Genomic DNA, 14,575 nt, shown 5'->3' on the forward strand with positions numbered 1-14,575 from the left:
GCCGACCACACCAAATGGGGAACCCTCGGCATCAGCACCATCGCCGCCCTCGAAGACGCCGACGAACTCATCAGCGACGACCACCTCCCCGGCGAAGCCCGACGCATCCTCGCCCAACGCGTCGGCCGCCTACGCCTCGCCCCCACCAGGGCAGGCTAGGCCGGGGACAGGACAGAAACCGGGCCGGAGCGGCTTACGGCCCCGGTTCCGTGGCCTGCGCCGCCCTCTCCGCGTGGACGGCGAGCGCCAGGGCGAAGCGGCCCGGGAGCGGCATATAGGCCAGACGGAGCCACCTGGCGTCGGAGTAGGCATGGAAGCGCGCCGGAGTCACGTGCAGTTCCTCGGCTGCGCGCAGCACCTGTGTGTGCGCCGCGCGGTAGCGTGCAGGCGCCAAGGTGTTTTCGCGCAGATGAAGCTCCAGATGCACGTCCAGGTCGGCCAGGTCGAGGGCGGCCTCGGCCCGGGCCGTGCTGTCGAAGTCGAGCAATCCGAGCGGGGCCGGGCCGTCGGTAGCGATGATCTGCTTGGCGTGCAGGCCCCCGTGGGCCCATACCGGCGGATCCGGGGCGGTCCGGAGCAGGTTCCTCGTTACTTGCTCTGCGGCGGAGCGCAACGCGTCGCGCTGAGAGGCCAGTTCCGGGACGTCTTCGTTGTGACGGAGCCAGAGGTTCACCATCTTCCAGACTTTCCTGGCTTCCAGTTCCGCTGAATGGTGCGGCAGGCTGTTGAGGACGCTTTGCGCGTCGAGGCCATACGGGCGGGTCAGCTGCGCCACCCAGGAGCGCGCCCATTTCTCCCACGCGCTCGCAAACGTGTCGTCGGAGACCGCGGCTTCCCCCGTCCCCAGATCCGAGAGAGTCGGTCCCGGGATGGCGCTGAAAACGATGACGTCCTGGGATCTCCGGGCAAGGATTCTAGGGGTTGCGAAGGTGCCAGCGTCCAGCAGGATGTCCAGCTGTGCACAGCGCTCAGCGGCGACGGCGGCACGACCGGAGCGGAAGATCTTGATGTAGCGGTCCTCCGCCCGGACGACCGCCCGGTCGTAAGGCCGATACTTGATGAGTTCCCCCCGCTGCGCTTCCGCCCGCAAGGCGGGCAGTTTCGGATCATCCGGCGGGATCAGTTCGAAGTGCCCGTGCCGCAGGCGGGCCCCCCGGACGCCGGGCCGTCCCGGGGCCAGGACCTCCAGGACGTAGGATCCTGGCGTCTTGTCAGGCCACGCCCTGCGGACCTGCCACGTCGTGCCGGTGTCGTCGACGGCGGACAAGAGGACGGGAGACGTCCAGTCCTGTCCGTCCATATCCACCGCGGTCCTCAACTCTCGCTGGCCTTATCCGGCGCACGCCGTTCGTGTGTCCAGAATGAGCCAGAACAATGAGGACCGGATTAAACGATCATGAAGAAACCCTCATGAACGCCTGCGTCGGTCCGTCCGGCGTCACGAGTCGAAGGCGAGCCTGCTGGAGAGCTCGCGGTGGGCGTCGGCCTGGGCCAGCAGCTCCTTGGACCGGGCCTCGAAGACCCCGACGGCGTCTGCGCCGGCGGCAAAGCGCAGCGGCGGCTCGTCCAGCCCGGCCAGTTGGATCAGGGCGTCGGCGAGCTTGGCCGGATCCCCGCCCTGCTGCCCGTCCATGCCTTTCCAGGCGGTGACTGTCTTCTCGGTCCTCTCGGCATAGTCCCCGATGGTGGATACGGCGTAGCTGGTGGATTCGGGGGTGAGGAGCTCGGTGCGGAAGAACCCCGGCTCGACGAGCATGGTACGGATGCCGAACGGGGCAACTTCGGGGGCCAGTGACTCCGCCCAGCCCTCCACACCGAACTTCGACGCGGCGTAGGCAGTCAGGAACTCCCCGCCGGCGATGCCGGCGGTGGAGGAGATCGTGACCACCAGCCCCGAGCGCTGGCTCCGCAGGACCGGCAGGGCGGCGCGGGTGACGTTCATCGGCCCGAACAAGGTGGTTTCGATCTGCGCCCGAAAATCCTCCGGGGTGATTTCCTCGAAGAACCCGGCGTAGAAGTTGCCGGCGTTGTTGACGAGAACGTCGATCCGGCCGAACCGGTCGACGGCGGCCTGCACGGCCGCTTCCGCCGCGGCGGGGTCGGTGACATCGAGCGCCACAGCCAGCAGGTTCACGTTCTCGCCCACGGCCCGGACCACCTTCTCCGGGTTACGGCCGGTGGCCACCACCGCGTGCCCGGCGGCCAGGGCCGCCTTCGCCATATTGGTTCCCATCCCGCGGCCGGCGCCGGTGATGAACCAGACCTTCTTGCCGGCCGTGGCTTCCCTCTGCCCTGTCATGTGTTCGTGTTCAGTCATGTCGCGGTTCGGTCTTTCCTGGGTTGGGTGTTCCCGGCTGCGCCCGGGAGCGCATGTCGGGGACGGTGGATCCGCCGGCGGGGTCGCCGGTGACGGTAGTTTCGGGAGGGGACGCCGCCCAGCTGGCCAGGAACGCCAGCGCGTGTTCGGACGCGGAGCCCGGCTCTGCCGTGAAGGTGAACAGGGTCTGTCCCTCATCGCCGGGAAGGTGCAGCGTCTCGAATTGCAGCGACAATTCCCCGGCGACCGGGTGGTGGAAGCGCTTGGTCCCCGTGGTGTGGATCCGCACGTCGTGCCCGGCCCACAGTGCGGCGAAAATTCCGCTGCGCGTGGCCAGCTCCCCGACCAGCTCGTTGAGCGCCCGGTCGTGAGGGTTCTTCCCCGCTTCCAGGCGCAGCATCGCCACCGTGGTGGCCGCGATCGCGCGCCAGTCGGGATAGAAGTCACCGGCGTGCGGATCGAGGAACAGGTAACGCGCCTGGTTCGGCAGCCGGCCCGAACTGTCCGGGCCCGATTGCGCGGCGGAGTTGAACACCTCCGCGTACAGCGCACGGCCCAGTAGGTTGGCGGCCAGCACGTCCGAACGGCCGTTCTGCACAAGAGCGACCACCCCGGTCATGGCATCCAGGAGACGCAGCAGGCCGGGACGGACCCGCCGCTGCGGCGGCCGGCGCGGCACCCGGCTCGCCGGCGTGTTCGCCGTCCGCGCCAGGTCCATCAGGTGGGCCCGCTCGGCGTCGTCCAGCTGAAGGGCCGAAGCGACAGCCTCGAGCACTCCGTCTGAGACACCGCGAATGCTGCCGCGCTCCAGCCGCGTGTAGTAGTCCGTGCTGACCCCGGCGAGCTGCGCCACTTCCTCCCGGCGGAGGCCCGGCACGCGCCGCAGCTCCCCGTAGCTGGGGATGCCGGCCTGCCCCGGGCCGATCTTCGCGCGCCGCGAGATCAGGAACTCACGGATTTCCTCTTCTCTGTCCACATCCACCACGCTACGCAGCCCGGGCGGCCGGTGGCAGTGTCTGTCAGACATCCCCGGCCCGGCCCCGCCGATGCGGCCGTGGATCGCCCGGGAGCACTCGAGCGCACGTAGGATCGGCAAATGACAATTGACGAGTGGGAACGCCGGGTAGCCGCTTTCTGGACGGCCTTCGAGGCATCACCAACCGCCGGCGGCGAAATCATCGACGAACTTGACGAGCTCGCCGCCGCCTCACCGGCCACCGACGGCCGCGCAGATTTCGAACGCGCCTGCATCCGCGATTCGACCGGGCGGACTGCCGAGGCCGTCTCCTTTTACGAGGCCGGGCTCGTTGCAGGACTCGACCCCATCAGACAGACACGCACCTGTGTGCAGATGGCCAGCTCGCAGCGGGCACTCGGACACACCGCAGAAGCCTTGAAGATCCTCTCCGGCGCCGACCCGCATGCGTTGGGCGGGGCGCCTAGCGCCGTGCTGGCACTGTCCCTACGGGACGCAGGCCGGCACGACGAGGCACTCCGAGTCGCGATCGAAGCCCTCATTCCCCATCTGCCCCGGTATCAGCGCTCGATGGCGAACTATGCGAGACTCCTGACAGAGAACTAGCACGAAGGGATCATCCATGACCTTCTTCAAGGACTTCCCGGTGCCGCCCGCTCCCCCGCGCGGGCGGGCAGCGAGGTACGTGCCGCCTGTCTGGGCCGGCGCCCCGCCGTACGAGCTGCCGGTCGTGGTCCATATCGGTCAGTTCCTGCACCGGAGCCCGGCGATGGTGATGGCCGTCAAGAGCGCGGACGTCTTCTCAACGGGTTGTTCGTTCGATGTGTCCTGGGCGATCCGCCGCGGCGAACAGACCGACGAGGAGTGGGCGGATCTCAACGACATGGTCTTCCGGCCCGGACGCGCCGCCGGCAGGGGCTCCGGGAGAGCTTCGATGCTCCTGTTCGGCGCGGCTTTCCCTGATGGGTCCAAGTCCAGCACCGGCGCGCACCCCCACGGAGTCTTCGAAGGTCCTGAGGAGCCTGCACCGCCGGTCCTGCTGATGAGAAACGGAGGCCGGAGCGGCGGCGACGACGAGTTCTCGGGCTCGTGCACGCTCTGGCTCTGGCCCCTGCCACCGGCAGGGAAGCTTCAGCTGGTCGCTGCGTGGAAAGACTTCGGCCTGGAGGAGTGCTCCATTTTGTTGGACGGGTCGCAGCTACGCGGCGCGGCCACTGGCGTGCAGAAATTCTGGTGACCTGCGTATCGCCGTCCGATGCGGAGTGGCCGGCGCCCGGAATTTCCCGACGGAGCCTGCTGGGGCTCGGCGCCGGCGCATTGGCAGCCGCGTCGATCGCGGGATGCGCCGGCGGGGCCACATCCAGCCGTACCCCACCCGCAGCCATGCGCACCGGGAGCTTCACGTCACGGTTCCGGCCGCAGGAACCCACCGGCTGGTCCCTCGCCGTACCGGGAACCCCCGACGGCGGCACCTCCGGATCCCTGCCCGTGGCTCTTTTCCTGCACGGCGCACACGCCGATCACCGCATGGTCTTCGACGACCTGGGCGCTGACCGCGCCCTGGCACAGCATGTGGCCCGCGGCGGAACACCCTTCGCGATCGCTGCTGTGGACGGAGGGGAATCCTGGTGGCACCGCCGCGCGTCAGGCACAGACACGCAGTCCATGGTGGTGGAAGAATTCCTCCCGTTGCTGGCCGGCCAGGGCGTCGACACCGGCAGGCTTGCAGTCTTCGGCCTGTCGATGGGCGGGTTCGGCGCCCTGCTCCTCGCCTCCCGGCACCGCCTCCCCGGTCTCCGCGCCGTGGCCGCCATGAGCCCCGCCATCTGGAGCCTGTACGACGCCGGCCGGTCCGACAACTTTGACAGCGCCGCCGACTTTGCGGCCAACGACATCTTTGCCCTGCGGGCGGAGCTGGAGAGACTCCCGAAGAGAATTGACTGCGGCACTGCCGACAACCTGCTCTTCAGCGTGAAGGACTACGTGAAAGACCTGCCAGGTGAACATTCGGGAGGTTTTCAGGACGGCGGCCACGACAGCAACTACTGGCGCTCCATCCTCCCGGACGTCCTCTCGTTCCTGGGCCAGAACTTGGCCTAGAAGCCTTCCACCATGGGCGGGAGGCACTGGCGGCACTTGTATCAACGGCCCCTCCCGCCCGGCGCTCGTCTGCTGTTGTATGGATATGAAGCCCGGCCAGCAAGGGTTCAACCGGGTCCGGCAACACTGGCCGGTCCGGGCGCTGTCCCGGGCGGCCCGCCATGGCCGCGATCCAACCTCCGGTTCCGGAGCATTGAAAGGAAGTCCCTCATGTCTACATGGCTCATCACAGGATGCTCGACCGGACTCGGCCGGGCCCTCGTCCAGGCAGTCCTCGCCCATGGCCACAACGCCGTCGTCACGGCACGAAACGTCACCGCGCTGCAGGACATCGCGTCCGCATTCCCCGCAACGGCACTGGCCCTCGCGCTCGACGTCACCGACCGGGCACAGATCAGTTCAGTGGTGGAGCAGGCCCGGACGCGCTTCGGGGCCATCGACGTGCTGGTAAATAACGCCGGTTACGGGTACCGCGCCGCGGTTGAGGAAGCGGACGACGCGGACATCCGGCGGTTGTTCGACACCAACGTCTTCGGCGCCGTGGACATGATCAAGGCAGTCCTCCCGGACATGCGCTCGAACAGGGCGGGGGCCATCCTGAACATCTCCTCCATCGGAGCGCGCATTTCGCCGGCCGGATCGGGATACTATTCGGCGACCAAGGCGGCCCTGGAAGGCCTGTCCGGATCGCTCCACAAGGAGCTGCAGCCGCTCGGCATCCACGTCACTGTCATCGAACCCGGCGCGTTCCGCACGGACTTCGCCGGCCGCTCACTCACCCAGTCGACGACGGCGATCGAGGACTACGCGGAGACGGCCGGGAAACGCCGCAAGGAGAACGACACGGTCCACGGCACCCAGCCGGGCGACCCGGCAAAGGCTGCTGAAGCCATCGTGGCGATCGCCGAAAGTGGCAACCCGCCGTCCCTGCTGGTGCTTGGCCAGGACGCTGTCGATGCCTTTGCCGCCGTCGCCGAGGCAGAGCGCGCGGAACTCGACCAATGGCGGGACCTCAGCCTCAGTACGGGCATCGATGGCTGAGGGAGGGTCTGGCCGAAACCCCGCCAAAGCCCGGTCCGATACGGGTCTTGCGCGATACTAAGCATGCTGGTCTAATCATTCGGTAGGCCGCCTGCACGCGACCGACCTACCGAAAGGATGTACAGCCATGGGAATTCTCGCATTTCTCATTCTCGGCCTTATCGCAGGAGCAATTGCCAAAGCCATCCTCCCGGGCCGTCAGGGTGGCGGCTGGGTGATCACGCTCGTTCTGGGCGTCGTGGGCGCAATCCTCGGCGGCTGGATCGGCTCGTTGATCTTCGGCGGAGGCCTCGGCGACTTCTTCGATCTGCGGACCTGGCTCCTCTCCATCCTCGGCGCAGTCATTGTGCTCCTCATCTACGGCGCAGTAGCCGGCCGCAGAAGCAGGGCATAGAGCTCCGGCGCCCTCGGTCCCCGGCAGGCCGACCTCCCGTCCGGCCTGCCGGGATTGACCGCGCGCCCTCCGGCGGCTGAAAAAGACTGATTCTCAGCGCTCGGCGATCGCCTTCACTCCCGCCACAAGGCTGTCCCACATGCTCTTTGAGTGCTGGGCTTCCTCGGCACTGGCGTTGTTGTCCTGCGAGAGCGCCAGCACTGTCACGCCGGACTGGTCCTTGAGGGTCCACGTGAGCGTGTGGTAGTTCCCGGGCGCATCCTCCTGGCCGCTCAACGGGCTGAAATGCGTGGCCACAAGCCGCCGTCCGGGCTCGAATTCCAGGATCCTGCCCCTGTCCTCGTACGCTTTCCCGTCCCACACGCCTCGCCAGAGAATGGGACCGCCGACCGTCCAATCGGTCAGGACATCCGTGCCGAACATGAACTCCTTGATGGCGTTAGGGTCGGTGAGCACGGACCACACGCGGTGTGCGGGCGCCTCGATGGTGATCGTCGACGTCGCGACATATTTTCCGGTCATGACCTTCCCCTCTTTGCTCCGGCCCCTTATCGCTCCGAGTCGGTGATCGCCAGCAGCACCTGGCACAGACACTACTCCGCCGATCGGATACACTCCTCTTTCCCCGGTCGAGCTCTGACCCCGAGGGCCGGGTGTCCCGGCCGCCGGGCCCAGCTATGGCCTCCCGCCTGCTGCGGTGCCAGTATGTTGAGAATCAGGCTCACCGGGCAGCCCCCGCTCCGGGCAGAAAGGACGCATGGCCATGACCTACATCAACAACTTCGGCGATGTGGGACCAGGCGACGTCGCCGTGGCCGGCGGTAAGGGAATCGGACTGGGCGGCCTCCTTCAGGCCGGGCTGCCGGTCCCGCCGGGGTTTGTGCTGAACACCGCAGCCTATGCGGATTTCGTGGCAGCCAATCACCTCGAGTCCGGCATCCGTGAGATCGCCGCGTTGTCACCGCAGGCGGCGCCACGGGACTACGAGGAGGCGTCGAAACGGCTCCGGGCCCTGTTCGCCGGCGGCATCATGCCGGCCGCGATCGCAACAGAACTCGCCGCCGCCTACGGGCTTCTCGGCGACGGCGCTACTGCCGTGGCGGTGCGTTCCTCCGCCACGGCAGAGGACCTCGCCTCGGCCAGCTTCGCCGGCCAACAGGAAACCTACCTTAACGTCCGCGGGGCGGAGGCCCTGGCCGCGGCCGTGACGGATTGCTGGGCTTCCCTGTGGACGGCGCGTGCCATGGCCTACCGGGCCCGTGAAGGCATCGGACCGGACACGGTACGCCTCGCCGTCGTGGTTCAGCGGATGGTCGAGGCCGAGGCGGCAGGTGTCATGTTCACCGCCAATCCGTCCAACGGGCGCCGCGACCAGATCGTGATCGGTGCCGCGTGGGGCCTGGGCGAGGCCGTGGTCAGCGGAACGGTCACGACGGATGACGTCGTCGTCGAAGCGGGGACGGGCCGTGTGCTCTCGCGCCGGACCGCTGACAAGGATGTCATGACTGTCTACGCGGAGCACGGTACGCGGGAGCAGCCGGTGCCGGCGGCGCGCCGTCGTCAGCCCGTACTGGACGACCAGGCGGCGGCCGGGCTGGCCAGCTATGGAACACGGATTATGGATCACTTCGGGGCGCCTCAGGACATCGAGTGGGCGAGGGCCGGCCACGAGTTCTTCATCCTGCAGTCCCGGCCCATCACCGCACTTCCTGAACCGGCAGCCGACACCCCGGATACGTGGCCGGTACCCTACCCGCACGGGATGTACTTCCGGGCGAGCATCGTGGAACAGTTGCCCGATCCGCTCTCGCCGCTGTTCGCCGACCTCATTGACGGCTCCGTGTCCCGTTCGCTGAGAGCCTTGCTGGTCCAGGCGTTCGGCAAGAAGGTCATCCGCGAGGACGACGTCGGACTGCCCACCATCAACGGCTACGCCTACTACTACTACCGCACCTCGGGACTGTGGCGGCTGACGGGCAAGTTGCTGACCGCGGCACGGGCGCTGGCCCGCGGCAAGGCGCATCTGGGAGTGGCCGGCTGGCGGGATTTTTCGCATCCACGCTACGAGCGGGTGATCAAGGACTGGTCGGCGAAGCCCGTCGGGCAGTTCTCCGGAGAGGAACTGCTGGAGGGCGTGCAGGCGTTGCTGGACGCCGGCACCGTGTACTACACGGCCGTTCAGTCAGTCATTCCGCTCGCCGCGACGTCCGAAATCTCGTTCGGGACGTATTACGGCAAATTCGTGCGGCGTGACGGCGATCCCCCCGCCCAGACGTTCCTCCTGGGTTACGACAGCGAACCGATCCGGGCGGAGAAGTCGCTGTACGACCTCGCGACCTGGACCCGGGGAGTTCCGGGGCTGGTCCGGGCGATCCTCAATGAACCTACGGCCGCGCTGGTTGAGTCTCAGCGCACCGGGCTCCCGCCTGCCGGTTTCGACCAGGCCCTCTGGCAGCAATGGCATCCCCGCTTCCAGGACCACCTCGGCCGGTTCGGCCATACCGTGTACAACCTGGATTTCGTCAGCCCGGTGCCGGCCGACGATCCCTCGCCGCTGCTGGAGACGGTGAAGTTCTACCTGCGGGGACAGGGCAATGACCCGCACGAGCGCCAGCGGCTGTCGGCCGCCCGGCGGGAGGACGAAACCAGCCGGATGCTGACCCGGCTCGGGCCGGGCCGCCGGGCCGCGTTCCTCCGGCTGCTCCGGTGGGCACAGCACGCCGGCCCGATCCGCGAGGATGCCCTGGCCGACGTCGGCCTGGCCTGGCCGCTGCTGCGGCGGATGCTGCTTGAACTCGGACAGCGGCTGGTTGATTCCGCCGTCATCGCGGAGCCCGCCGACGTGTTCTGGCTGCGCCACCAGGAGCTGCGGAGCGCCGTCGAGTTCGGCCTCGCCGGGCCGGGCGCTCCGGCGGCCGTGGCCATTGCCGGCGCGGACCGGCCTGTACGTGCCGGCGCCGTCGAGGAGCGCAAGATGCTGTGGAGAGGCCAGGCCAAGGCCGCCGCCCCGCAATTGCTTCCGGAAAGCCGGTGGATGGAGCGGGCCTTCGGGAAGATGATGCCGGCAGGCTCGCCGGACCAGCCCGGCGACGTCATCAAAGGCGCCGGCGCCAGTTCAGGCAGGGTCAGCGCTCCCGCCCGCGTCCTGAACGGGCCGCAGGATTTCGCCCGGATGACGCCCGGGGACGTCTTGGTCGCCCGCATCACGACGCCGGCCTGGACCTCGCTGTTCGCGATGGCTTCCGCCGTGGTGACCGACGTCGGCGGCCCGTTGAGTCACAGTTCGATCGTGGCCCGCGAGTACGGCATCCCGGCCGTGCTCGGCACCGGCGTGGCCACCCAGCGGCTTACCAGCGGCCAGCGGATCCGCGTGGACGGCGACGCCGGCACCGTCACGATCGAGCGGGGACCCCGTCCGGCCACCGGTGGATCCGGTTAGTCTCGGTGCCGCTGCTCCGCCCGCTCAACTCACCGCAATAAGGAACGCGAGACCAGCCAGCACAAGCGACACCGGGACCATGACGCGCTTTTCGTGCTTGCTCTTCGACGCAAGGTTGGGCAGCACGCTGAGTAACAGGTAGGCCGCGATCACCCACATCGCAGCCACGGCAATAAAGGGCACCGGGATAATCGAAACCAACGCAGCACGATCCAGGGCAACTACCGCGAAGACCGCGTAGACCAAGACTGAGACTGCGCTCCCGACACGGAGCCGCGGAGGAAGCACCGGGTTTTGGCCTCCCCAGGCGAACCGGCCGAGGGGAAGTCCGATGATGAGTAACAACTGGAACACGGCAAGCATGCCGAGCAGCGTGCAGAATGCCAAGGGGATTTCCGGCGTCATGATGTGAAGGCTACAGGGCAGCACAAGACGGTCCTCGGCGCACACACCGTACCGGCTAGCTCGTGTCGCCGATGACGGGCGTCTCATTGGTCGTTGCCCTGGGAAGCGAGGCTATGTCCAACAGGGCGCGGCGCAGCTCGCGGTAGCGTTCGGCGCCCAGGGCTCCGGACCACAGCTCTTCGGTGTCAGCGATGATTTGCAGGGAGAGGTCGACGGCGGAACGGCCGGACTGTGTCAGCGTCACTATTTTGGCGCGCTTGTCGGCAGGGTCGCCGGCAAGGCCAACGTAGCCTTCATGGTCAAGGTATTTCATGAATTGGCCGATTCCCGCCTTTGTAATGCTGGCGCGGTCGGCTAGGTCGGTCAGGCGGATCCCCTCGGGCGGGACCAACGACATCACCCGGTAGTGCGAGGGCCTGAGGCCCGGGATCGACCGGGCCTCGATCGCTGATCTCAAGCTCCCGAAGGCGCCGGCCAGAAGGTCTGCAATGTGTGGCAGAGAGCCAGCGGGAGGGTGGTTATTGACGCCGATCATAAAGTAACTTTACCATTGAGTCAGTAAAGCCGGTTTACCGATCATGGTCCATTCACTCGACATACTTTCCGTCAAAGGGGCGCACCATGCAGGCCGCCATACTCGACAACATGGACGCACTCGGTGCCGCCTCCGTGGACGCCCGCAAGCTGGCGGACATAGCAGCCGCTGCCCTGAGATCGCCGGCCGTGGAGCTCCTAACTGCCAGCGCCGCAAAAATCACGTTTCCGATGTTCAACATGACCACCGGGGGCCTCTGGCGGGTCACCGGAACCGCCCGAGCCGGAACCGGCAACATCGAGGCTGTCCCTTTCTGCACGGTCGTCAAGCTTGTCCAGTCCCCGCTGCTGTGGACCGGCATCGAGCAGGTCCCGTCCCACCTTCGGGAAGGCCTGGCGCAACATTACCGGTGGCGCACGGAGGCAGAGGTTTATGCGTCGGAACTGGCCGACGCCATGCCCGCAGGCGGCCGGCTACCCAAGGTCTACTGCATTGAGGATCTGGATGATCAGCGAAGCGCGATCTGGATGGAGGACGTGTCCGAATGCCCGGGCGCCGAGTGGACTGACGCCCGGTTCCGCGACGCTGCCAGGCTGCTCGGCAGGGTGGCCGGCAGCGCTGAGGTACGGGAGCTCGGCCCGGCCATTTGCGCGGCGAGGGACGCTGAAAGGCTGCGGTTCTATCTGAACGGAGTCGGTGCGATGGTCTTAATCCCAGGGATCCGGGGCGACGACCTTTGGAAGGTTCCGGCCGTGGCCGACACCGCCGACCCGCGCCTGATTGCCGGGCTACGCTCGCTCACGGACCGGGCCGCCGAACTCGTGGAAGAGGTCATTGCCCTCCCGGCTCTTCCCGCGCACGGCGACGCCAGCCCCCAGAACCTCCTGATCGAGGGCAGCGTAGACGGTCCCGGCGGATCCACAAGCTTCGCTGTCATTGACTGGGGCCTGTACGGAGGCGCATGTGCGGGTTTCGATCTGGGCCAGCTACTGGCCGGCTGGGTCAACCAGGGTGCCATGAGCGGGGAAGACCTGTACCGCCTCGAGCCATTGTGCCTCGGAGCCTATTGCGAGGGACTGGCCGATTCCGGCGCCGACGTCGCGGAGTCCACCGTGCGGCGCGGCCACGCGGCGTCCATGTCTCTCTTCGCCGGTCTGCAGGCGGTCGCTACCCAACGCCTGGCCGAGCCCGACTCGGAGGAACTGCGCGCCTTCGTAGCCGGACGCGTGCAGATGGCCCGCTTTGTTCTGGACCTCCTGGCGTCAACCTCACCCCCGCGCGGCTTTTGGAATGCCCAGACATAGCTGGTGCACGGGGGGCAGCCGCCAGGTTTAGCTCGGTTGCCCGGCGGACTGCTGGCAGCCGGCCGGTGGGCCGCACCAGTCACGTCGAACCGCGGTGGCCGGTCAAGCCGTGTTCGTAGGCGAAGATGACGGCGTGCACGCGGTCGCGCAGCCCGAGTTTCATCAGGATGCGGCCAACATGGGTCTTGACCGTGGATTCCGTGACGAACATTCGCTCGCCGATCTCTGTGTTCGAAAGTCCGCCGGCGATGGCCGACAGAACTTCCGATTCCCTGGGCGTCAGGGTTGCCACGGCTTCGTCGCCGCCGGAGGGCAGGTCGGAGGGAAGCCTTTGGCTGAAGAGATCCAGCATCCGGCGGCTGACCCTGGAGGAGATGGCCGCGTCTCCTCCGGCAACGGCCCTAATGGAAGCGAGCAGTTCAGCTGGTCCGACATCCTTTAGCAGAAAGCCACTGGCACCGGCCCGGAGTGCGGCGAAGGCATACTCGTCCAGGTCGAACGTCGTAAGGACGATGACCCGTGACAGCGGGCACTCACCGACAATCAGCCGGGTCGCTGCGATGCCGTCCGTGTGCGGCATCCGCACGTCCATCAGCACCACGTCCGGTGCCAGGCTGCGACACATTTCGATTCCAATCGTGCCGTCGGCGGCTTCGCCGACGACTTCGACCCCCTCCTGGGCGTCCAGAACCATGCGGAAACCCATTCGAACGAGTGTCTGGTCATCCACGAGCAGTACGCGGATCGGGCGCACCGGCGGGGCGGTTACTTTTGCCATGGTGTTTCCTTCAACGGCGGGAATCGGGCGGCCACTGACCATCCCCCGGTGGTCAGGGGACCCGCGTCCAGCGTGCCGCCATACAGTGCGACGCGCTCACGCATGCCAACGATGCCGCGTCCGGCATGGTCGGCGGGAACAGCCTGGGGCCGCCCGTCGTCGGATACTGAGACCGTGGTCGCCTGTGCCGTGAACTGCACCCGAACCGCGACCTCATGTGCTGCGTTCGCGTACTTCAGCGCGTTGGTGAGCCCTTCCTGGATGACCCGGTAGATGGCCAACTGGATCCCGGGGTCCGCAGGAGGAACGCCGCCCGAATGCAGGACCACCGGAAGTCCCGCGGAACGGAAAAGCTCCAGCAGCGCCGGGACGTCCTCCACACCTGGTGAAGGTGCAATCTCGCCGGGCACCAGTCCGCTACGGCCTTCGGTCAGGACCCCGAGCATCCGGCGCATGTCCGACACCGCGACGCGGCCCGTCCGGGCAACCTGGCGCATGGCCTCGACGGCGCGCACAGGATCAGTGGAGGCAATCTCCGCCGAACCATGTGCCAGCGAAATCATCACAGCCAAACCATGCGAGACGATGTCATGCATCTCCCGCGCGATCGCGTTGCGCTCCGCGGCAGCCGCAATGCTGGCCAGATGTTCCCGTTCACGCATCAGCCGGTCGGCACGGTCCACGAGGGCGGCCACATGACCGCGGCGTGTGCGTACGTTGATGCCGGCCAGTGCCGCGATCACCAGTACCGCAACCGCCTGCACGGCCTGGACCACTTCCACCATCGCCCCCGGCAGGAGGACCGCAGCGGCAAGGAGGACTGCGCTTGTCCCCAGCAGGCAGAGGACCGCGTGCCGCGCTGACCGGTGGACGGCGACGGCGTACAGCGCCAGGGCTGTCGCCAGCGCTGCGAAGCTCGCCGGGGTCGCGAACGTGATCAGCATGATGCACGCTGTGGCGGCCAGCGACACCACCGGAGCTTTCCTGCGGAACAACAGCGCAGCGCCGGAGCCCAGCACAGCGAGCAACGGGAGAATGAACCCCGGGCCTTGGTCCCCGCCACTGTGGAAGGCGATGGCTGCCGCCAGGGCCGGCCCTGTGTAGGCGGCGGCGACCACAAGGTCCGTGATGCGCGGGCGGGAGCGCCACCCGCCCCGCGGAATCGGTGCGCCCGCGGAATCCGGCGTTTCCAAAGCCGCATCCGGCAACGCCGCCCGTCGCTCAGCGCCTCCAGTTTCGGTCATATTCCGGACTCTACCCGCCATGAAGAGCAATAGAGTCCCGGG

The 14,575-nt window shown here is 67.5% G+C and carries 15 protein-coding genes; 7 read left to right on the top strand and 8 right to left on the bottom strand.

What is annotated here, in order from left to right; genetic code table 11:
• Positions 1 to 193: 193 nt before the first annotated feature.
• The 3 genes from AC1DES_RS16540 to AC1DES_RS16550 all read right to left on the bottom strand — a co-directional run bounded on the left by AC1DES_RS16540 (position 194) and on the right by AC1DES_RS16550 (position 3,293).
• On the bottom strand, positions 194 to 1,300 hold the full coding sequence (locus AC1DES_RS16540) for a phosphotransferase (protein ID WP_476896792.1): 1,107 nt from the start codon (positions 1,298 to 1,300) through the stop codon (positions 194 to 196).
• 138 nt (positions 1,301 to 1,438) lie between these two features.
• Positions 1,439 to 2,317, bottom strand: a complete 879-nt coding sequence (locus AC1DES_RS16545; protein WP_476896793.1) for an SDR family oxidoreductase — start codon at positions 2,315 to 2,317, stop codon at positions 1,439 to 1,441.
• Entirely contained in the window at positions 2,310 to 3,293 is a 984-nt protein-coding gene (locus AC1DES_RS16550; protein ID WP_476896794.1) for a helix-turn-helix transcriptional regulator, read from the bottom strand. Before AC1DES_RS16550 ends, AC1DES_RS16545 begins: the two co-directional genes overlap by 8 nt.
• 120 nt (positions 3,294 to 3,413) lie before the next feature.
• Here AC1DES_RS16550 and AC1DES_RS16555 point away from each other — a divergent pair, with 120 nt between their 5' ends.
• The 5 genes from AC1DES_RS16555 (at position 3,414) to AC1DES_RS16575 (ending at position 6,828) form a co-directional block, all read left to right on the top strand.
• A complete protein-coding gene (locus tag AC1DES_RS16555; protein WP_476896795.1) occupies positions 3,414 to 3,899 on the top strand; it encodes a tetratricopeptide repeat protein in 486 nt (161 codons plus the stop codon).
• Between the two features lie 16 nt (positions 3,900 to 3,915).
• Positions 3,916 to 4,530 carry a hypothetical protein gene (locus AC1DES_RS16560; protein WP_476896796.1) on the top strand — a complete coding sequence of 205 codons (615 nt, stop codon included), beginning with the start codon at positions 3,916 to 3,918 and terminating at the stop codon, positions 4,528 to 4,530.
• 146 nt (positions 4,531 to 4,676) lie between these two features.
• Positions 4,677 to 5,393 carry an alpha/beta hydrolase gene (locus AC1DES_RS16565; RefSeq protein WP_476896797.1) on the top strand — a complete coding sequence of 239 codons (717 nt, stop codon included), beginning with the start codon at positions 4,677 to 4,679 and terminating at the stop codon, positions 5,391 to 5,393.
• Between the two features lie 210 nt (positions 5,394 to 5,603).
• Complete coding sequence (locus tag AC1DES_RS16570; RefSeq protein ID WP_476896798.1) at positions 5,604 to 6,434, top strand: oxidoreductase; 831 nt, start codon at positions 5,604 to 5,606, stop codon at positions 6,432 to 6,434.
• A gap of 127 nt (positions 6,435 to 6,561) precedes the next feature.
• Positions 6,562 to 6,828 (top strand): GlsB/YeaQ/YmgE family stress response membrane protein, encoded by a 267-nt coding sequence (locus AC1DES_RS16575; protein ID WP_476896799.1) that lies wholly within the window; start codon positions 6,562 to 6,564, stop codon positions 6,826 to 6,828.
• Positions 6,829 to 6,921: 93 nt separating this feature from the next.
• Here AC1DES_RS16575 and AC1DES_RS16580 read toward each other — a convergent pair whose 3' ends face one another.
• Positions 6,922 to 7,350 carry an SRPBCC family protein gene (locus AC1DES_RS16580; RefSeq protein WP_476896800.1) on the bottom strand — a complete coding sequence of 143 codons (429 nt, stop codon included), beginning with the start codon at positions 7,348 to 7,350 and terminating at the stop codon, positions 6,922 to 6,924.
• Positions 7,351 to 7,591: 241 nt separating this feature from the next.
• Here AC1DES_RS16580 and AC1DES_RS16585 point away from each other — a divergent pair, with 241 nt between their 5' ends.
• Positions 7,592 to 10,267, top strand: a complete 2,676-nt coding sequence (locus AC1DES_RS16585; protein WP_476896801.1) for a PEP/pyruvate-binding domain-containing protein — start codon at positions 7,592 to 7,594, stop codon at positions 10,265 to 10,267.
• A gap of 24 nt (positions 10,268 to 10,291) precedes the next feature.
• Here the strand turns inward: AC1DES_RS16585 and AC1DES_RS16590 are convergent, their stop codons facing one another.
• Both AC1DES_RS16590 and AC1DES_RS16595 read right to left on the bottom strand, forming a co-directional pair.
• A complete protein-coding gene (locus AC1DES_RS16590; RefSeq protein WP_476896802.1) occupies positions 10,292 to 10,672 on the bottom strand; it encodes a hypothetical protein in 381 nt (126 codons plus the stop codon).
• A 55-nt stretch (positions 10,673 to 10,727) separates the two neighbouring features.
• Complete coding sequence (locus tag AC1DES_RS16595) at positions 10,728 to 10,985, bottom strand: hypothetical protein (RefSeq protein ID WP_476896803.1); 258 nt, start codon at positions 10,983 to 10,985, stop codon at positions 10,728 to 10,730.
• A gap of 308 nt (positions 10,986 to 11,293) precedes the next feature.
• Here AC1DES_RS16595 and AC1DES_RS16600 point away from each other — a divergent pair, with 308 nt between their 5' ends.
• A complete protein-coding gene (locus tag AC1DES_RS16600; RefSeq protein WP_476896804.1) occupies positions 11,294 to 12,511 on the top strand; it encodes a phosphotransferase in 1,218 nt (405 codons plus the stop codon).
• Positions 12,512 to 12,590: 79 nt separating this feature from the next.
• On the opposite strand, the gene AC1DES_RS16605 is transcribed toward AC1DES_RS16600, so the two are convergent.
• Together AC1DES_RS16605 and AC1DES_RS16610 are read right to left on the bottom strand one after the other, a co-directional pair.
• Positions 12,591 to 13,289, bottom strand: a complete 699-nt coding sequence (locus tag AC1DES_RS16605; RefSeq protein ID WP_476896805.1) for a response regulator — start codon at positions 13,287 to 13,289, stop codon at positions 12,591 to 12,593.
• Complete coding sequence (locus AC1DES_RS16610; protein WP_476896806.1) at positions 13,277 to 14,533, bottom strand: sensor histidine kinase; 1,257 nt, start codon at positions 14,531 to 14,533, stop codon at positions 13,277 to 13,279. Before AC1DES_RS16610 ends, AC1DES_RS16605 begins: the two co-directional genes overlap by 13 nt.
• Between the last annotated feature and the right edge of the window lie 42 nt (positions 14,534 to 14,575).

This window comes from Arthrobacter sp. 05T442 (assembly GCF_056395945.1).